The sequence below is a fragment of the Streptomyces sp. DT224 genome (genome assembly GCF_049844595.1).
In the GTDB taxonomy this organism is placed as follows: Bacteria; Actinomycetota; Actinomycetes; order Streptomycetales; family Streptomycetaceae; genus Streptomyces.
The window spans coordinates 202774-219724 of sequence record NZ_JBNCLI010000013.1 but is presented as its reverse complement, the minus strand read 5'-3'; the positions used below and the strand labels follow the sequence as shown (position 1 = coordinate 219724).

The 16951-nt window shown below is 72.8% G+C and carries 20 protein-coding genes; 12 read left to right on the top strand and 8 right to left on the bottom strand.

What is annotated here, in order from left to right; all coding sequences use genetic code 11:
* The first annotated feature begins 114 nt into the window (after positions 1–114).
* Together ACLQ2N_RS30425 and ACLQ2N_RS30420 are read left to right on the top strand one after the other, a co-directional pair.
* The gene (locus tag ACLQ2N_RS30425) at positions 115–1404 is read left to right on the top strand and encodes a glucarate dehydratase family protein (protein ID WP_425818026.1); all 1290 of its coding nucleotides are present in this window, start codon (positions 115–117) and stop codon (positions 1402–1404) included.
* Positions 1405–1451: 47 nt separating this feature from the next.
* Positions 1452–2396: an NADP-dependent oxidoreductase gene (locus tag ACLQ2N_RS30420; protein WP_425818024.1), complete on the top strand. Its 945-nt coding sequence runs from the start codon at positions 1452–1454 to the stop codon at positions 2394–2396.
* Positions 2397–2411: 15 nt separating this feature from the next.
* Here ACLQ2N_RS30420 and ACLQ2N_RS30415 read toward each other — a convergent pair whose 3' ends face one another.
* Genes ACLQ2N_RS30415 through ACLQ2N_RS30400 form a run of 4 tightly spaced genes read right to left on the bottom strand, consistent with a single transcriptional unit; the run spans position 2412 to position 4610 of the window.
* Positions 2412–2723: a DUF202 domain-containing protein gene (locus ACLQ2N_RS30415; RefSeq protein WP_425818022.1), complete on the bottom strand. Its 312-nt coding sequence runs from the start codon at positions 2721–2723 to the stop codon at positions 2412–2414.
* A complete protein-coding gene (locus ACLQ2N_RS30410) occupies positions 2720–3115 on the bottom strand; it encodes a YidH family protein (RefSeq protein WP_425818020.1) in 396 nt (131 codons plus the stop codon). The genes ACLQ2N_RS30415 and ACLQ2N_RS30410 overlap by 4 nt, the downstream gene beginning before the upstream one ends.
* A 43-nt stretch (positions 3116–3158) precedes the next feature.
* On the bottom strand, positions 3159–3671 hold the full coding sequence (locus ACLQ2N_RS30405; protein ID WP_425818018.1) for an NUDIX domain-containing protein: 513 nt from the start codon (positions 3669–3671) through the stop codon (positions 3159–3161).
* A 48-nt stretch (positions 3672–3719) separates the two neighbouring features.
* Entirely contained in the window at positions 3720–4610 is an 891-nt protein-coding gene (locus tag ACLQ2N_RS30400; RefSeq protein ID WP_425818016.1) for a DMT family transporter, read from the bottom strand.
* A gap of 182 nt (positions 4611–4792) precedes the next feature.
* On the opposite strand from ACLQ2N_RS30400, the gene ACLQ2N_RS30395 reads away from it, so the two are divergent.
* Both ACLQ2N_RS30395 and ACLQ2N_RS30390 read left to right on the top strand, forming a co-directional pair.
* Positions 4793–6448 carry an FAD-binding dehydrogenase gene (locus tag ACLQ2N_RS30395; protein WP_425818014.1) on the top strand — a complete coding sequence of 552 codons (1656 nt, stop codon included), beginning with the start codon at positions 4793–4795 and terminating at the stop codon, positions 6446–6448.
* 129 nt (positions 6449–6577) lie between these two features.
* Positions 6578–7828 carry an FUSC family protein gene (locus ACLQ2N_RS30390; protein ID WP_425818012.1) on the top strand — a complete coding sequence of 417 codons (1251 nt, stop codon included), beginning with the start codon at positions 6578–6580 and terminating at the stop codon, positions 7826–7828.
* 7 nt (positions 7829–7835) lie between these two features.
* Here ACLQ2N_RS30390 and ACLQ2N_RS30385 read toward each other — a convergent pair whose 3' ends face one another.
* Positions 7836–8276, bottom strand: coding sequence for an ASCH domain-containing protein (locus tag ACLQ2N_RS30385; protein WP_425818010.1), 441 nt, complete (start codon positions 8274–8276; stop codon positions 7836–7838).
* Between the two features lie 182 nt (positions 8277–8458).
* Here ACLQ2N_RS30385 and ACLQ2N_RS30380 point away from each other — a divergent pair, with 182 nt between their 5' ends.
* Both ACLQ2N_RS30380 and ACLQ2N_RS30375 read left to right on the top strand, forming a co-directional pair.
* On the top strand, positions 8459–9124 hold the full coding sequence (locus ACLQ2N_RS30380) for a molybdopterin-dependent oxidoreductase (RefSeq protein ID WP_425818183.1): 666 nt from the start codon (positions 8459–8461) through the stop codon (positions 9122–9124).
* Positions 9066–9755: a cytochrome b/b6 domain-containing protein gene (locus ACLQ2N_RS30375; protein WP_425818008.1), complete on the top strand. Its 690-nt coding sequence runs from the start codon at positions 9066–9068 to the stop codon at positions 9753–9755. The genes ACLQ2N_RS30380 and ACLQ2N_RS30375 overlap by 59 nt, the downstream gene beginning before the upstream one ends.
* On the opposite strand, the gene ACLQ2N_RS30370 is transcribed toward ACLQ2N_RS30375, so the two are convergent.
* Both ACLQ2N_RS30370 and ACLQ2N_RS30365 read right to left on the bottom strand, forming a co-directional pair.
* The gene (locus ACLQ2N_RS30370; protein WP_425818006.1) at positions 9741–11138 is read right to left on the bottom strand and encodes a GntP family permease; all 1398 of its coding nucleotides are present in this window, start codon (positions 11136–11138) and stop codon (positions 9741–9743) included. The genes ACLQ2N_RS30375 and ACLQ2N_RS30370 overlap by 15 nt on opposite strands.
* Positions 11139–11149: 11 nt before the next feature.
* Entirely contained in the window at positions 11150–11659 is a 510-nt protein-coding gene (locus tag ACLQ2N_RS30365; protein WP_425818004.1) for a gluconokinase, read from the bottom strand.
* 142 nt (positions 11660–11801) lie between these two features.
* Here ACLQ2N_RS30365 and ACLQ2N_RS30360 point away from each other — a divergent pair, with 142 nt between their 5' ends.
* From ACLQ2N_RS30360 to ACLQ2N_RS30350, 3 genes are all read left to right on the top strand, one after another.
* A complete protein-coding gene (locus tag ACLQ2N_RS30360; RefSeq protein ID WP_425818002.1) occupies positions 11802–12503 on the top strand; it encodes a FadR/GntR family transcriptional regulator in 702 nt (233 codons plus the stop codon).
* A gap of 106 nt (positions 12504–12609) precedes the next feature.
* Positions 12610–13695, top strand: a complete 1086-nt coding sequence (locus ACLQ2N_RS30355) for an S-(hydroxymethyl)mycothiol dehydrogenase (RefSeq protein WP_425818000.1) — start codon at positions 12610–12612, stop codon at positions 13693–13695.
* Positions 13695–14324, top strand: a complete 630-nt coding sequence (locus ACLQ2N_RS30350) for an MBL fold metallo-hydrolase (RefSeq protein ID WP_425817998.1) — start codon at positions 13695–13697, stop codon at positions 14322–14324. Before ACLQ2N_RS30355 ends, ACLQ2N_RS30350 begins: the two co-directional genes overlap by 1 nt.
* Positions 14325–14329: 5 nt before the next feature.
* Here ACLQ2N_RS30350 and ACLQ2N_RS30345 read toward each other — a convergent pair whose 3' ends face one another.
* The gene (locus tag ACLQ2N_RS30345) at positions 14330–15265 is read right to left on the bottom strand and encodes a pseudouridine synthase (RefSeq protein ID WP_425817996.1); all 936 of its coding nucleotides are present in this window, start codon (positions 15263–15265) and stop codon (positions 14330–14332) included.
* Positions 15266–15503: 238 nt separating this feature from the next.
* Between ACLQ2N_RS30345 and ACLQ2N_RS30340 the strand changes: the two genes are divergently transcribed.
* From ACLQ2N_RS30340 to ACLQ2N_RS30330, 3 genes are all read left to right on the top strand, one after another.
* Positions 15504–16046, top strand: a complete 543-nt coding sequence (locus ACLQ2N_RS30340) for a flavoprotein (protein ID WP_425817994.1) — start codon at positions 15504–15506, stop codon at positions 16044–16046.
* A 78-nt stretch (positions 16047–16124) separates the two neighbouring features.
* Positions 16125–16481, top strand: coding sequence for an SDR family oxidoreductase (locus tag ACLQ2N_RS30335; RefSeq protein WP_425818181.1), 357 nt, complete (start codon positions 16125–16127; stop codon positions 16479–16481).
* Positions 16482–16511: 30 nt separating this feature from the next.
* Entirely contained in the window at positions 16512–16949 is a 438-nt protein-coding gene (locus ACLQ2N_RS30330) for an NUDIX hydrolase (protein ID WP_425817992.1), read from the top strand.
* The last annotated feature ends 2 nt before the right edge of the window (positions 16950–16951 follow it).

Sequence of the window (16951 nt, the reverse complement as noted above, 5' to 3'; positions counted from 1 at the left end):
GCCGACCAGTCGGTATGTCGTCCAGTGCGTCCCCGGAACCCGATGCGGAGTCTCCGGTGCCGACCGGGCGCCGACCCCCTGGTGTTTGGTCGCATCCCTGAATAGGGTTCACGTATGGATACCGCGCTGCTCATCGACGAAGTCCGGCTGACCCCGATCCTCATCGCCGACCCGCCCCTGCTCAACACCCAGGGCGTCCACCAGCCGTACACGCCCCGGCTCATCGTGGAGGTCGTCACCCGGGGCGGGGTCACCGGGATCGGCGAGACCTACGGCGACGGCACGTACCTGGAGCTCGCGCGGCCGCTCGCCGCCGCCCTGCCGGGTCGCCCGGTCAGCGACGTGAACGGGCTGTTCGCCCTGGCCGACGAGGTGTGCGGCGACGCACGGGCGGCCGACGAGCGCGTCGACGCGGGCGGGCTGCGCGGCGTCCAGACCGCGGACAAGCTCAGGCTCTCGGTGGTCTCCGGCTTCGAGGTGGCCTGCCTGGACGCGCTCGGCAAGGCCGTCGGGCTCCCGGTGCACGCGCTGCTCGGCGGCAAGGTCCGCGACCGGGTCGAGTACAGCGCGTACCTCTTCTACCGCTGGGCAGAGCACCCGGAAGGCGGCGAGCGCGACGACTGGGGCGCCGCCCTCGACCCGGCCGGCGTCGTCGCCCAGGCCCGCCGCTTCGCCCGCGACCACGGCTTCTCCTCCTTCAAGCTCAAGGGCGGGGTGTTCCCGCCCGACGAGGAGATCGCCGCCGTCCGCGCGCTCGCCGAGGCGTTCCCCGGGCAGCCGCTGCGCCTGGACCCCAACGGCGCCTGGTCCGTGGAGACCTCGCGGTACGTCGCCGAGCAGCTGAAGGACGTCCTCGAATACCTGGAGGACCCGGCGAGCGGCACGGACGCGATGGCCGCCGTCTCGGCCGCCACCGGCGTACCGCTGGCCACCAACATGTGCGTCACGACGCTCGCCGAGGTCCCCGAGGCGTTCGCCCGGGACGCCGTACAGGTCGTGCTGTCCGACCACCACTACTGGGGCGGGCTGCACCGCACCCGCGAACTCGCCGCGATCTGCCGCCTGCACGGCGTCGGGCTCTCGATGCACTCCAACACCCACCTCGGGATCAGCCTCGCCGCGATGACGCACGTCGCGGCCACCGTCCCCAACCTGGACTACGCCTGCGACAGCCACTACCCCTGGCAGACCGAGGACGTCATCACCGCCCGCCATGTCTTCGAGGACGGCCGCCTCACGGTTTCCGACGCCCCCGGCCTCGGCGTCGAACTCGACCGGGACCGGCTCGCCGCGCTGCACCGCCGCTGGCTCGACGACGACGGCACGATGCGCGAGCGCGACGACGCCGCCGCGATGCGCAAGGCCGAGCCGGACTGGCGGACCCCGTCGATCCCGCGCTGGTGACACCCGGCTGAGTTGCGCGCGCCCCGCCCCGCCGCGAGGGTCGGAGCATGAAGGCGATCAGTTACAGCCGGTTCGGCGACGAGGGTGTCCTGGAGTACGGCGAGCGGCCCGACCCGAAGGTCGGCCCCGACACCGTCCTGGTCAAGGTCCGGGCGGCGGCAGTGAACCCCGTCGACCGGCAGGCCCGCGAAGGCAACCTGGACGGCCTGCTCGACACGGTCTTCCCGGTGATCCCCGGCTGGGACGTCTCCGGCGTCGTCGTCCAGCCCGGCGTCGCCGTGGACGAGTTCGCGGTGGGCGACGAGGTCATCGGCTACGTCCGCGAGGACTTCCTCAGCCGGGGGACCTTCGCCGAGTACGTGGCCGCGCCCGTGCGCACCCTCGCGCGCAAGCCCCTGCGCCTGAGCTTCGAGGAGGCGGCGGGCCTGCCCCTGGCCGGCCTCACCGCCTATCAGGTGCTCCACCGCGTCCTGCGCGTCCAGGAGGGCGAGACCGTCCTCGTCCACGCGGCGGCGGGCGGTGTCGGCTCACTCGCCGTCCAGCTCGCCCGGCATGCCGGCTGCCGCGTCATCGGTACCGCCGGCGCCCGCAACCACGACCACCTGCGCACGCTCGGCGCGGAGCCCGTGGAGTACGGGGACGGGCTGGCGGACCGGCTGAGGGCGCTGGCCCCCGACGGCATCGACGCCGCCTTCGACACGGTGGGCGGGGACGCCCTGCGCGCCTCCGCGGAGACCCTGGCCCCCGAGGGCCGCCTGGCCTCCATCGTGGACACCGAGGTGTTCTCGTACGGCGGCCGGTACGCGTTCGTCCGGCCCGACGCCGACGACCTGGCCCACCTCGCCGAACTTGCCGAGCAGGGCATCGTCACCGTGCACGTCGACCGCGTCTTCCCGCTGGCCGAGACGGCGGCGGCCCAGCGGCTCAACGCGGAGGGCCGGACCCGGGGCAAGATCGTCGTCACCGTGGACTGGGACGCGCCGCAGGGGTGAGCCGGGGCCCGGCCCTCAGAACAGCATCGCCGCCGCGAACACCGCCAGCGCCACCGTGCACGCGGCGGCCGTGAGGGCGCCCGCCGCCGCCATGGGCTCCGGGCGGGCGCCGCCCATGGACTGCACCCGGCGGTGGGCGACCAGGAGGAACCCCAGCCAGGCCAGGACGCTCAGTGCGAGCGCGATGACCCCCGCGCTCGTCGCCCCGCCGTGCAGCGTCTGCTTCACGGCCAGCACCGCCGCCACCGTGCAGGACAGCGTCGTACGCCGCCATGCCAGCCGGGTCCGCTCCGGCTGGAGCCCCGGGTCGCGCTCCCCGGCGGTCACCGGCCCTCCCAGCCGAAGAGGACCACCACCACCATCGCCACCGCCACCACGGCGACCGCGATGCTCAGCAGCGTCGGGAAGCGTGAGACCGGCAGGTCCTCGCCGCGCCGCATCGCCCGCTCGCACCGCACCCAGTGGTTGACCGCCCGCAGCGCGCACAGCACGCCCGCCGCGAGCAGCGCGAGCGACAGGCCCGCCCGCACCCATCCGGACAGCTCCGGCAGGAACTGGTCGACCGCGAAGCCGCCGCCGATCAGGGCCAGCGCCGTGCGGATCCAGGCGAGGAAGGTCCGCTCGTTGGCGAGCGAGAAGCGGTAGTCGGGCGTCTCGCCCTCGGCGCGGATGCGCTGCGGCGCGAACCACAGCCGCAGGCTCTGTACGAATTCGTTCACGCGTGGACCTTATCCGCCGCTTTTCCGTTCACTTCCGACCGGCTCAGCCGGCTTCCCGGAACGCCCGCAGCCGCCGGTAGCAGTCCAGCCCGTCCGGCACCCACAGCCAGTCGCCGAGCCGCCGCTCCAGCTCCGCGTCGTCCAGGAAGGTGTGCCAGGCGACCTCCTCCACCTGCGGGTTCACCGGCAGCTCGCACCTGACCCGGTAGACCGACGACCACCAGGTGTGGAGGCCGTCCTCGTACAGGAACTTGAACAGCGGCTCCGGGCGCGGCAGCCCCGAGACGCCCAGCTCCTCCTCGGCCTCCCGCAGCGCCGCCTCGTCGTAGCTCTCACCCGCGCCGACCACCCCGCCGACGAACATGTCGTAGTGCGAGGGGAACACCAGCTTGCTCGCGGTCCTGCGGTGCACGAAGACCCGGCCCTCGGCGTCCCGCGCCTCGATGAAGACGCACCGGTGGCGCAGCCCCCGGGCGGTCGCCTCGCCGCGCGGGGCCTGCGCCACGACCACGTCGTTCTCGTCGACGATGTCCAGGATCTCGTCAGAAGGGTTCATGCCCGCCATCCAACCCCAGGCCCCGGGCCGCCCGGCGCCGCCCCGCGCTCAGTGCCGCTGGAGGCTGTGCGTACCGCGCCGCACCGGGCCCTCCGGCATCGCCGGATGCAGCCCCAGCAGCACGATGCCCGTCACGATCGCCGCGAGCCCGGCGGCCTGCCAGGCCAGCGCGCCCGCGTCCGTCCGCACCTGGTCGCCCAGGAAGCCGATCCCGCAGGCGATCCCGGCCAGCGGCTGGGCCGCCGTCAGCGCGGGCAGCGACATCCGCAGCGGACCCGTCTCGAAGGCGCTCTGCACCAGCAGCAGGCCCGTCACCCCGAGCACGAGCACCACGTACGGCTGCCAGGACGTCAGCAGGCCCGACCAGCCGGCCTCCGAGAAGCGCTCGGCGCTCACCCGGGTCAGCGCGTCCTGCAAGCCGTAGAGCAGCCCGGCCGCCACCGCGAGCAGCGCCGGGGACGCCCGGGACCTGCGCCGCTTGGCGAACGCGGTCAGCAGCAGGGCGAGCCCGGCCACCAGTCCGACGACCAGCCAGTGCCGCAGCGGGCTCGACACCGCCTCGCCGCCCTTCGGCTCGCCCGCCACCAGGAACGCGGCGACCCCGAGCGCGAGCAGCCAGAGCCCCGCCCAGCCCTGCCGGCCGAGCCGCTGGCCGGTGCGGTGCCGGGACAGGGCCATCGCGAAGAGCAGGTTCGTCGCCAGCAGCGGCTCCACGACGGAGACCTCGCCCTTGCCGAGCGCCAGCGCCCCGAGCACCATGCCGCACACCATGAGACCGATCCCGGCCAGCCAGCTGCGCACCTTCATCAGATCGAGCAGCAGCCGGAACGTCAGGTAGTCGCGCTTGGGCGCGTGGGCGGCGGCGGCCTGCTGGAACACGAAGCCGAAGCCCAGGCAGCAGGCGGCCGTCACGGCGAGCACGAGGACCAGCACGGACACGCTTGTCCACCCCACGTCAGGCCGGAGGAGGGTGATGTGTTCCGACGATAACCGCCCGCCCCCGCCGGTGCGGCGACGGCGCGGCCGACCGGGGCGGACGACCGGGCGGTTGACGCGGGGAGACGCGGTGCCCAAGATCTGACGCACCAGTAACTTCGCGAGCCCCGACAAGGATGGAAACCATGGCGTACGACGCTGATGTGATCGTGATCGGGGCGGGGCTCGCCGGGCTCGTGGCCACCGCGGAACTGGTGGACGCGGGGCGCTCGGTCGTCGTGCTCGACCAGGAGCCCGAGCAGTCGCTCGGCGGCCAGGCGCACTGGTCCTTCGGCGGCCTCTTCCTCGTGGACTCGCCCGAACAGCGCCGGATGCGCATCAAGGACAGCCATGACCTGGCCCTCCAGGACTGGCTGGGCACGGCCGGCTTCGACCGCGAGGAGGACCACTGGCCGCGCCAGTGGGCCGAGGCGTACGTCGACTTCGCGGCCGGCGAGAAGCGCTCCTGGCTGCACGCCCAGGGCATGCGGTTCTTCCCCGTCGTCGGCTGGGCGGAGCGCGGCGGCTACGACGCGAACGGCCACGGCAACTCCGTCCCCCGCTTCCACATCACCTGGGGCACCGGACCCGGTGTCGTCGCCCCCTTCGAGCGCCGGGTCCGCGAGGGCGTCGCCAAGGGCCTGGTCACCTTCCGCTTCCGCCACCGGGTCACCGGTCTGGCCCGCACCGGGGGCGCCGTCGACACGGTGACCGGCGAGGTCCTGGAGCCGAGCGCCGCGCCGCGCGGGACCGCCAGCGGCCGGGAGACCGCGGGCGCCTTCGAGCTCCGGGCCCAGGCGGTGATCGTCACCTCCGGCGGCATCGGCGGCAACCACGACCTCGTACGCGCCCAGTGGCCCCAGCGGCTCGGTACCCCGCCGGCCAAGCTGCTCTCCGGCGTGCCCGCGCACGTCGACGGGCTGATGCTCGGCGTCGCCGAGAAGGCGGGCGCCCACCACATCAACCGCGACCGGATGTGGCACTACACCGAGGGCATCGAGAACTGGAACCCCGTCTGGGACAAGCACGCCATCCGCATCCTGCCCGGCCCGTCCTCGCTCTGGCTGGACGCCACCGGCAAGCGGCTGCCCGTCCCGCTCTTCCCGGGCTTCGACACGCTGGGCACCCTCGAACACATCATGCGGACCGGCCACGAGTACACCTGGTTCGTGCTGGACCAGAAGATCATCGGCAAGGAGTTCGCGCTCTCCGGCTCCGAACAGAACCCCGACCTGACCGGCAAGTCGGTCCGAGGCGTGATCGGCCGCGCCCGCGCCGACGTCCCCGCCCCCGTGAAGGCGTTCATGGACAACGGCGTGGACTTCGTCGTGGAGAAGGACCTCGGCTCCCTCGTACGCGGCATGAACGCGCTCACCGGGGACGGCCTCATCGACGAGGACGCGCTGCGCCGCGAGATCACCGCCCGTGACCGGGAGATCGCCAACCCCTTCACCAAGGACCTCCAGATCACCGCGATCCGGGGCGCCCGCAGTTACCTGGGCGACAAGCTCATCCGCACGGCGACGCCCCACCGCATCCTGGACCCGAAGGCCGGGCCGCTCATCGCCGTACGGCTGAACATCCTGACCCGCAAGTCGCTCGGCGGCCTGGAGACCGACCTGTCCTCGCGCGTCCTGACCGGCGACGGCACCCCGCTGCCCGGGGTGTACGCGGCGGGGGAGGCGGCCGGCTTCGGCGGCGGCGGGGTGCACGGCTACCGCTCGCTGGAGGGCACCTTCCTGGGCGGCTGCATCTTCTCCGGCCGCGCGGCGGGCCGGGCGGCGGCGAAGGCGGTCGGCTGAGGCTTGGGGCCCGTCCGGCTGATCCACGAGGATCCGCCGGACAGGCCCTCCCGCCCCGGGCGCGTCCGTCCGGTGGGGTTCCGGGTGCGGAACCGTGGGGAGACGCCTTTATCCGGGCATGGGAAGAAGATGCCAGGAGTAGCCGAACCCGTCATCAACCTCGTCCGGCGCACCACGGAGCCCGTGGCGGCGCAGACCCTGCGCTCCACGGGCGCCGCGGTCATCGCCTATGCCGTGGCGACCGCGACCCTGACCGAGCCCGCCCCCCTGACCGCACCGCTGACCGCGCTGCTCGTCGTCCAGGTCACCCTCTACGCCACCGTCAACATGTCGGTCAAGCGTGTGGTGGCCGTCGTCGTCGGCGTCCTCATCGCGAGCGGCTTCAGCTCACTGGTCGGCATTTCCTGGTGGAGCCTGGGGCTGACCATCTTCACGGCGCTGATCGTCGGCAGACTGGTCCGGGTGGACGAGTTCGTCCCCGAGGTGGCGATCAGCGCCATGCTGGTCCTCGGCGTCACCTCGCAGACCGCGCGGTCCAGCATGGCCTGGGAGCGCGTGTACGAGACACTGATCGGCGCCGGCGTGGGCCTGCTGTTCAACCTGTTGTTCGCCCCGCCCGTCTGGGTGCAGACCGCGGGCGCCTCCATCGACGGGCTGGCCCGCGAGATGGGGCGGATGTTCCGCGATCTGGGGAGCGACCTCGCCCGCCCGGTCACCGTCGCGGAGGCGGCCGACCGGCTGCACCGGGCCCGCCGTCTCGACCACGACATCGTGGAGGTGGACGCCTCGCTCCGGCAGGCCGAGGAAAGCCTCATGTACAACCCCAGGGTGCGGCAGGGGCTGCTGCACCGCGTGGTGCTGCGGACGGGCCTGGACACGCTGGAGATCTGCGCCGTCGTCGTCCGGGTGCTGTCCAGGACCCTGACCGACCTGGCCAAGGACCGGGGCGACGCGCCCCAGTTCCCGGCCGAGGTCGCGGCCCACATGACGGAACTGTTCGAGCAGATGGCGGGGGCCATCGAAAGCTTCTCGCTGCTCATCACGACCCCGGTCGCCGCCAGCGCCGAGGAGGCCGAGGACCGGCTCACCGACGCGCTCGACACCAGCCGCAGGACCCGCGACCTGGTGGCGGACATGCTGCTGGCCGCCGTCCAGGAGCACCCCCGGAAGTGGCAGCTGCACGGGGCGCTGCTCGCCGAGGTGGACCGCATCCTGGACGAGCTGGACATCGAGAAGCGCGCCGAGCGCCTGGGCCAGGAGCTCGACCGCCGCTCGGCCGAGCTGCACGAACGCCACCCCCGGCTGCTCGCGATCCGTCGCCGCCTGGGCCTGGTGAAGGGCGCGGGCCGGGAGAAGGGGACGGAGGCCGAGGTGCGGTGAGGCCCGGTCAGCCCTCCGCGTCCGCCTCGATGCGCTCGACCACCCGGAACCGCTCGGCGACGATCATCGTCTCGTCGTCCACCGTGAACTCCGGGTCGCCGAGCGCGTCGCGCATCTCCTCGCTGTGCCAGAACCGCTCGTGGCCCGCCCGCCACTCGGCGACCGACGCATAGCCCTCGCCCTCGTCCAGCGCGTGCTGGAGGTCCACGTCCGCCAGCCGCAGCACCCGTACCCCGGTCACCTCCAGTACGGCGATCTCCCGGCCGTCCGAGTCGATCAGGGCGGACCGCTCACCGACCGGCGGCAGCTCCTCCTGCTCGATCTCGTACTCCACGAGCAGTCCGGAGGTCGACACCTTCCGCCCGTCCAGGACCGCCGCGACCAACTGGTCGCGCAGCGGCCCGGGGAAGGCGAGCAGGAAGGGCTTGAGCGCTTCACGGTTCGGCATGGCGCCAGTCTGGCACCGTGCCGAGGACCGGCGCGCGGCACATCTGACGGGACGGTGACGGCCCGCCGCCGCCCCTGGCGCGCGGGCGCCCCGGGTGCTCGAATCGTCAGGTGAACACTTTCCCGCCCGACGACGGCCCCGACGGCGTCGGCGCCCCCGTCGGCCGCCGCGTGGTCCTCGCCATGCTGGGCCTCGGCGCCGCCGGACTCGTCGCCGCGCCCCTCCTGCAACGGACGCTCGAATCGGGGCTCGGCGCGGTCGCGGGCAAGGACCCCACCGGTCTCACCGGTCTGCTGCCCAACGGCGGCGGCTTCCGCTACTACTCCGTGGCCTCCTCCGTACCGGCCAAGGGCGCCGCCGACTACCGGCTCAAGGTCGACGGGCTGGTCGACCGCCCGGCCACGTACACGCTGGACGCCCTGCGCGGCATGGAGCAGACCCGGACCGTCCGGGACGTCCAGTGCGTCACCGGCTGGCGGGTGCCCTCGACCCCCTTCGAGGGGGTACGCCTGTCCGCCCTGCTGGACGCGGCCGGGGTGCGGCCCGGTGCGAGGGCCGTCCGCTTCACCTGCTTCGACGGGACCTACAGCGAGAGCCTGACCCTCGCCCAGGCCCGCCGCGCCGATGTGCTCGTGGCGCTGCGGATGAACGACAAGCCGGTGTCGCACGCCCACGGCGGGCCGGTACGGCTCTACGTGGCCCCGATGTACTTCTACAAGTCGGCGAAATGGCTCTCCGGGATCACCGTCACGGACTCCGTACGCCCCGGTTACTGGGAGAAGCTCGGTTATGACGTCGACGCCTGGGTCGGCCGGTCCAACGGCCGCGACGACGCCCCCACGGTCTGACCCGGCGGGCCGGGTCCACCGGTTCGCCCGCCCGGTGCGCCTGGTGCACCGGACCACCGCCGCCCTGATGCTGCTGTGCGTGGCCTCGGCCGCCTGCCTGTACGTGCCGCAGCTCGCCCAGCTCGTCGGGCGCCGCCGCCTCGTGGTCACCGTGCACGAGTGGTCCGGGCTGCTCGTGCCCGTACCGCTGCTCGCGGGTCTGGCGGCGCGGACGCTGCGGGCGGACCTGCGGCGGCTCAACCGGTTCGGGCCGCACGACCGGCAGTGGCTGCGGGCGGCGCTGCGGCGCGACCGGCGGCCCGGTGCGCGGCCGGCCGGGAAGTTCAACGCCGGGCAGAAGCTGTACGCGGCGTGGATCGCAGGGGCGGTGCTGGTCATGGCGGGCACCGGGCTGCTCATGTGGTTCACCGGGTTCGCCCCGCTGGCCTGGCGCACCGCCGCGACCTTCGTCCACGACTGGCTGGCCCTCGCGGCCGGCCTGGTGCTGGCCGGGCACATCGCCATGGCGTACGCCGACCCGGAGGCACGCCGCGGCATGCGCTCCGGGTCGGTGGGCCGGGAGTGGGCCCGCCGCGAGCACCCGCTGTGGGCACCCGGCGAGCGGGCGGTGGACCGGCTAGAGGACGAGTGACAGCAGCAGGATGAAGACCAGCGAGGCCACGGAGATGATGGTCTCCATCACCGACCAGGTCTTCACCGTCTGGCCCACGTCCATGCCGAAGTACTCCTTCACCAGCCAGAAGCCGGCGTCGTTGACATGGCTGAAGAAGAGCGAGCCCGCGCCGACGGCGAGGACCAGCAGGGCCGCGTGCGAGGTCGACATGTCGGCCGCCAGCGGGCCGACCAGGCCGGCCGCCGAGATCGTGGCCACGGTCGCCGAGCCGGTCGCGAGCCGGATCGCGACGGCGATCAGCCAGCCGAGGAGCAGGGCCGGGATCGACCAGTCCTCGGAGAAGTCCAGGATCATCTGGCCCACGCCCGCGTCGATCAGCGTCTGCTTGAAGCCGCCGCCCGCGCCCACGATGAGCAGCACACCGGCGATCGGCGCGAGGGACTTCTCCACGGTGGTGGAGAGCCGCGCCTTCGTGAAGCCGGCCGCCCGGCCCAGCGTGAACATGCCGACGATCACGGCCGCGAGCAGCGCGATCAGCGGCGAGCCGATCACGTCGGTGACCTTCTGGAGCCCCTGCTCCGGGTCGTCCACCACGATGTCCACGAGCGCCTTGATCAGCATCAGCACGACGGGCAGCAGGATCGTGGCGAGGGTGGCGCCGAAGCCGGGGCGGCGCTCCAGGTCCTCGGAGGGGCGCTGCGGGATCATCTTCTCCGGCGCCTTGATGTCCACCCAGCGGGCGGCGTAACGCGAGAAGACCGGTCCGGCCAGGATCACCGTCGGGATGGCGACGACCACACCGAGGGCCAGCGTGACGCCGAGGTTGGCGTCGAGCGCGTCGATCGCGACGAGCGGGCCGGGGTGCGGCGGGATGAGGCCGTGCATCACGGACAGGCCGGCCAGGGCCGGGATGCCGATGCGCATCAGCGAGTAGTTGCCGCGCTTGGCGACGAGCAGCACGACCGGGATCAGCAGGACGATCCCGACCTCGAAGAACAGCGGCAGGCCGATGATCGAGGCGATGAGGACCATCGCCCACGGCATGGCCCGCTTGCTCGTCCGCGCCAGGATCGTGTCCACGATCTGGTCGGCCCCGCCGGAGTCCGCGAGCAGCTTGCCCAGGATCGCGCCGAGCGCGATCAGGACGCCGACGCCCGCGACGGTCGAGCCGAGGCCCGCGGTGAAGCTCGCTATCGTCTTCGCCGGCGCGGCACCGGCGAACGAGCCGAGCGCCAGCGAGCCGATGGTGAGCGCGAGGAACGCGTGCATCTTGAACTTGGTGATGAGCAGGACGATGACGGCGATGCCCGCCAGGACGGCGATGCCCAACTGCGCGTTGCCGGCCGAGGTGATCGGTTCGACGGCGTCCGCTGCCAGCGTCTCGACGCTGAGACTGGTCACGGTGGTGGTCCTTAGCTGTCGAGCCGGCGCAACGCGGCGACGGCTCGCTGGGTGATTTCTTCGGGGGTGCCGGAGACGTCCACGGCGACGCCGGCCTCGTCGTCCTCCAGCGGCTGGAGGGTGGCGAACTGGGAGTCGAGGAGCGCGGTCGGCATGAAGTGGCCCTTGCGGGCAGCCATCCGCTCCTCGATCAGGGAACGGTCCCCGGTCAGGTGGAGGAAGACGGCGCCCGGGGCCTCGGCGCGCAGCCGGTCCCGGTAGGAGCGCTTGAGCGCGGAGCTGCTGACGACCCCGCCGAGCCCCGCCCGGCCGTGCGCCCAGCGCCCGATCGCGTCGAGCCAGGGCCACCGGTCCGCGTCGTCCAGCGGGGTGCCGGCCGACATCTTGGCGATGTTCGCGGGGGGATGGAAGTCGTCGCCCTCGGCGTACGGGACGCCCAGTGCGTCGGCGAGCAGGGGACCGATCGTGGTCTTGCCGGTCCCTGCCACGCCCATCACCACGACGACGTGGGGGGTGCTCATAGCGGTGCCTCGCTGTCTCTTCGATGTCTCCCTCGACATCGGTCCGTCGCGCCACTGAAACCTATACGTACGACTTATTCAAGGGGGTGTGACATAAACGTCGTACTTAATGGGCTCGGAGGCGGCCCCGTACCCTTGGTCCATGACCACACCTGCCCAGGGGCTCCACACGCATGTCCTGGACGCCCTGGGCCTGGAGATCGCCGCCGGGGAGCACCCGCCCGGCCAGGTCCTGCGCACCGACGAGCTGGCCCGGCGCTTCGACGTCTCGCGCACGGTGGTCCGCGAGGTGGTCCGGGTCCTGGAGTCGATGCACCTGGTCGAGTCCCGCCGCCGCGTCGGCGTGACCGTACGGCCGGCCGAGGCGTGGAACGTGTACGACCCCCAGGTCATCCGGTGGCGGCTGGCCGGCGCCGACCGCCCCCGCCAGCTGCGCTCCCTCACCGTGCTGCGCTCCGCGATCGAACCGGTCGCCGCCTCGCTCGCCGCCCGCAACGCCACCCCGGAGCAGTGCGCCGAACTGACCGAGCGCGCCCTCGGCATGGTCGCCACCTCGCGCGGCCAGCAGCTGGAGGGCTACCTCGCGCACGACATCGCCTTCCACCGCATCGTCCTCAACGCCTCCGGCAACGAGATGTTCGCGCGCCTGGGCGACGTGGTCGCCGAGGTCCTGGCGGGCCGCACCCACCACCAGGTGATGTTCGAGGACCCCGACCCGGCGGCCGTCACCCTCCACGTCCGGCTCGCCGAGGCCGTGCGCGCCGGGGACGCGGCCGAGGCCGAGCGCCTGACGAAGGAGATCGCCGTCGGCGCCCTGCACGAGCTGGACGTCCTCGCGCCCTGAGACCGGCCCCGGCCCGGTACCGCGTACCGTTGCCCGTGATCGATCCCGGCCACACAACCGGGAGCACCGGTCTCAGCGAAGAGTCGGGAAAAGGGAGTCCACGGGAATGCCGCAGCACGTACAAGGGGTCATCGCACCGGGCAAGAACGAACCGGTCCGCGTCGAGACGATCGTCATCCCGGACCCGGGCCCCGGGGAGGCCGTGGTCAAGGTCCAGGCGTGCGGCGTCTGCCACACCGACCTGCACTACAAGCAGGGCGGCATCAGCGACGAGTTCCCCTTCCTCCTCGGCCACGAGGCCGCGGGTGTCGTGGAGTCCGTCGGCGAGGGCGTCACCGACGTCGCCCCGGGCGACTTCGTGATCCTCAACTGGCGCGCGGTGTGCGGCCAGTGCCGCGCCTGTCTGCGCGGGCGGCCCTGGTACTGCTTCGACACGCACAACGCGAAGCAGAAGATGACCCTCCTCGACGGCACCGAGCTGTCCCCGGCGCTGGGCATCGGCGCCTTCGCCGAGAAGACCCTCGTCGCCGCCGGCCAGTGCACCAAGGTCGACCCGGAGGTCTCCCCGGCCGTCGCCGGGCTCCTCGGCTGCGGGGTCATGGCGGGCATCGGCGCCGCCATCAACACCGGCCAGGTCGGCCGCGGCGACTCGGTCGCCGTCATCGGCTGCGGCGGCGTGGGCGACGCCGCGATCGCGGGCGCCCGGCTGGCCGGCGCGGCCCGGATCATCGCCGTGGACATCGACGACCGCAAGCTGGAGACGGCGAAGTCGATGGGCGCGACCCACACCGTCAACTCCCGCTCCACCGACCCCGTCGAGGCCATCCGCGAGCTGACCGGCGGCAACGGCGCCGACGTCGTCATCGAGGCCGTCGGCCGCCCGGAGACGTACAAGCAGGCGTTCTACGCCCGCGACCTCGCCGGGACCGTCGTCCTCGTCGGCGTCCCCACCCCCGAGATGCAGCTGGAACTCCCGCTGCTCGACGTCTTCGGCCGCGGCGGCTCGCTCAAGTCCTCCTGGTACGGGGACTGCCTGCCGTCCCGCGACTTCCCGATGCTGGTCGACCTCCACCAGCAGGGCCGCCTCGACCTCGCCGCGTTCGTCACCGAGACCATCGGCCTCGGCGACATCGAGCAGGCGTTCGGCCGGATGCACGACGGCGACGTGCTGCGCTCCGTGGTGGTGTTCTGATGGCCGCCCGCATCGACCACCTCGTCACCTCCGGCACCTTCGCGCTCGACGGCGGCGAGTGGGACGTCGACAACAACGTCTGGATCGTCGGGGACGACACCGAGGCCGTCGTCATCGACGCGGCCCACGACGCCGCCGCCATCGAGGAAGCCCTCGGCGGCCGGACGCTGCGCGCCATCGTCTGCACCCACGCGCACAACGACCACATCGACGCCGCCCCCGCGCTCGCCGCCGCCACCGGCGCGCCGATCCTGCTCCACCCGGACGACCTGCCGCTGTGGACGCAGACCCACCCCGACCGGGCGCCCGACGGCGAGCTGGCCGACGGCCAGGAGATCACGGTGGCCGGCACCACGCTGACGGTCCTGCACACCCCGGGCCACGCCCCCGGCGCGGTCTGCCTGTACGCCCCCGGCCTGGCCACGGTCTTCACCGGGGACACGCTCTTCCAGGGCGGGCCCGGCGCCACCGGCCGGTCCTTCTCGTCGTTCCCGGTGATCGTGGACTCCATCCGGGACCGGCTGCTCACCCTGGACCCGGCGACCGAGGTGCGCACCGGCCACGGCGACTCCACCACCATCGGCGCGGAGGCCCCGCACCTGGACGAGTGGATCGCCCGGGGCCACTGAGGGTCCTACCGATCCGGCCACGCGGAGAGCCGCAGCCCGCTCTCGAAGCGGCGCGGCTCTCCCGTGACCGGGTCGGTGAACTGCAGTATCCGGGCGAGCAGTTGCAGCGGGCGCGAGAAGTCACCGGGGGCGGCGTCCGGCTCGGTCACCGGGTAGACCGGGTCGTTGACGAGCGGCAGGCCCAGGCTGTTCATGTGCACCCGCAGCTGATGAGTGCGCCCGGTGGCGGGCAGCAGCCGGTAACGGCCGAGCCCGCCCCGGTGCTCCAGCAACTCGATCCGGCTCTCGCTGTTCGGCTCGCCGGGCTCCTCCCGCGCCGCGAGCACCCCGCGTTCCTTCACGATGCGGCTGCGCACCGTACGCGGCAGAACGAGCCCGGGATCGTACGGGGCCACCGCCTCGTACTCCTTGCGCACCAGCCGGTCCCGGAACAGCGTCTGGTACGCCCCGCGCTCCCCGGGCCGCACCACGAACAGCACGAGGCCCGCCGTCAGCCGGTCCAGCCGGTGCGCGGGCTGGAGCTCCGGCAGCTCCAGATCGCGGCGGAGCCGGGCCACCGCCGTCTCCGTGATGTGCCGGCCACGCGGCATCGTCGCCAGGAAGTGCGGCTTGTCCGCGACGACCAGGTGCGCGTCCCGGTATACGACGCCCACCCGGAACGGCACCGGCTCCTCCGGCGCGAAGTCCCGGTGGAACCACAGGTAGCGCCCCGCCGCGTACGGCTCGTCGCCGGTGACCGGGCCCGCCGCCGACACGAACCGGCCATCGGCGAGCAGCGCCTCGACCCGGTCCGCGCCGATCGCCCCGGCGAACCGGTCCACCAGATGGTCCCCGACCGTCGCCCACCGGCCTCCCGGATCGGCCGGGAGCCGGACCCGGACCGGGTCGACGCCGTCGCGCTGGGGAAGCGGCGACGGCGGCGGCTTCGCCCGGCCCCTCACCGGGGGCACCCGCCCGGCACCGGAAAGCTGGTGGTTCTCATGGTGCCGGGCATCCTTTCATGGGGCTTGGCGCCCCTCGACGCGGAACCGCCGGTGCTTGGACTGGCGTGCACCTTGCTGGGCGCCTCCGGTCTTCATACGGAGCCGCTGAATACCTGGGGTTGTACATGGCCGCGCGCGACCGGCGGCGTACGCTGCCCGAACTCCACCGCCTGAGCCGACGACCGGGAGCCCCAGCGTGACGACACAACCCTTCCTGTACGTCGTCGTCTGCGCAGCCGGGATCGCGGGCGACGCCCACAAACTGATCACCGCCGCACAGAACAAGGGCTGGGGCGTCGGGGTCGTAGCCACACCCCAAGGGCTCGGCTTCCTCGACACGGAAGCGGTCGAGGCCCAGACCGGCTACCCGATCCGCTCGGCCTGGCGCAGTCCCGGCGACCCGCGTCCGCTGCCGCCCGCCGACGCCATCGCCGTCGCGCCCGCCACCTTCAACACGATCAACAAATGGACGGCCGGCATCGCCGACACCCTGGCCCTCGGCATCCTGTGCGAGGCATACGGGCTCGGCATCCCGACCGCCGTCCTCCCGTACGTGAACACGGCCATGGCCGCCCACCCGGCGTACGGCCGAAGCCTGGAGCGGTTACGGGAGATGGGCGTGATGATCGGGTCCTACGAGCCCCACCGGCCGAAGGCGGGCGGTGGGGCAGACCGCTTCCGGTGGGAGGAGGCGCTGGAGCTGTTGGAGGGCAAGGTCGCCGATCCTGCCGGAGGGTGATCGCCCTTCCGGCCGACCGGAGCGCAGGGAAGGTAACCGTCGCGACACAGCGTTCACCCCCGGCGTGATCGAGCGCCGCTGGGGCCGGATCGTGAACATCGGAAGCGTCAACTCCCGCGCGGCCGGACGAACCTCGTCGCGTACAGCACCGCGAAGGCCGGGCTGCTGGGACCTACCCGCTCTCTCGCCCGCGAACTGGGCCCGTACGGAATCTGCGTCGACACAGTCCTGCCCGGAGCCATCCAGGCCGAGGCCGAGAACGCCCTCCCCGCCCGGCACCGCGCGCGGCCGGAGGACCAGATCAAGCGCCAGCGCGTCCCGCGCCGTGGCCGCCCCGAGGACGTCGCCGCCCTGGTGGCGTTTCTCGTAGGCCCCTCCGCCTGGTTCCTTACGGGGCAGTCCGTCCACGTCGACGGCGGCTGGCTGCTCCACTGAGACCACCAACAAGCAAGGAGGCAAACCGAAATGAGGGAACGAGTCCGTGCTGTCCTCGTCACCCCCGACCACACGATGCTGGTCATCCGTCGCACCAGGCCCGGCATCCCCGTGTACTGGGTCCTGCCCGGTGGCGGCGTCGAGCCCACCGACGAGTCTCGCGAGGCCGCGCTCCACCGGGAGATCCACGAAGAGATCGCGGGTAAGGCCGACATCATCCGTCTGCTCCACACGATGGAGTCCGACGACGAGCGTCAGCTCTTCTACCTCGCCCGCATCGCTACCTGGTCCTTCGATGACCGCACCGGTCCCGAGTTCAGCGCCGAGGGCCGCGGTGAGTATGCGCTGGAGGAGATCCCGCTGACCCTGGAGGGCCTCGACGGTATCGACCTCAAGCCCGAGGACATCGTCCACGTCCTACGGGGAGCCATCAGGGCCGGAAGCCTCGGGCTCGAAGCATCGCCCTGAAC

What these genes read in the sequence shown, in the direction of transcription:
- ACLQ2N_RS30425 (WP_425818026.1), top strand. Translation starts at nt 115, where the DNA reads ATGGATACCGCGCTGCTCATCGACGAAGTCCGGCTGACCCCGATCCTC.
- ACLQ2N_RS30420 (WP_425818024.1), top strand. Translation starts at nt 1,452, where the DNA reads ATGAAGGCGATCAGTTACAGCCGGTTCGGCGACGAGGGTGTCCTGGAG.
- ACLQ2N_RS30405 (WP_425818018.1), bottom strand. Translation starts at nt 3,671, where the DNA reads ATGAACCCTTCTGACGAGATCCTGGACATCGTCGACGAGAACGACGTG.
- ACLQ2N_RS30395 (WP_425818014.1), top strand. Translation starts at nt 4,793, where the DNA reads ATGGCGTACGACGCTGATGTGATCGTGATCGGGGCGGGGCTCGCCGGG.
- ACLQ2N_RS30390 (WP_425818012.1), top strand. Translation starts at nt 6,578, where the DNA reads ATGCCAGGAGTAGCCGAACCCGTCATCAACCTCGTCCGGCGCACCACG.
- ACLQ2N_RS30385 (WP_425818010.1), bottom strand. Translation starts at nt 8,276, where the DNA reads ATGCCGAACCGTGAAGCGCTCAAGCCCTTCCTGCTCGCCTTCCCCGGG.
- ACLQ2N_RS30380 (WP_425818183.1), top strand. Translation starts at nt 8,459, where the DNA reads ATGCTGGGCCTCGGCGCCGCCGGACTCGTCGCCGCGCCCCTCCTGCAA.
- ACLQ2N_RS30375 (WP_425818008.1), top strand. Translation starts at nt 9,066, where the DNA reads ATGACGTCGACGCCTGGGTCGGCCGGTCCAACGGCCGCGACGACGCCC.
- ACLQ2N_RS30365 (WP_425818004.1), bottom strand. Translation starts at nt 11,659, where the DNA reads ATGAGCACCCCCCACGTCGTCGTGGTGATGGGCGTGGCAGGGACCGGC.
- ACLQ2N_RS30360 (WP_425818002.1), top strand. Translation starts at nt 11,802, where the DNA reads ATGACCACACCTGCCCAGGGGCTCCACACGCATGTCCTGGACGCCCTG.
- ACLQ2N_RS30355 (WP_425818000.1), top strand. Translation starts at nt 12,610, where the DNA reads ATGCCGCAGCACGTACAAGGGGTCATCGCACCGGGCAAGAACGAACCG.
- ACLQ2N_RS30350 (WP_425817998.1), top strand. Translation starts at nt 13,695, where the DNA reads ATGGCCGCCCGCATCGACCACCTCGTCACCTCCGGCACCTTCGCGCTC.
- ACLQ2N_RS30330 (WP_425817992.1), top strand. Translation starts at nt 16,512, where the DNA reads ATGAGGGAACGAGTCCGTGCTGTCCTCGTCACCCCCGACCACACGATG.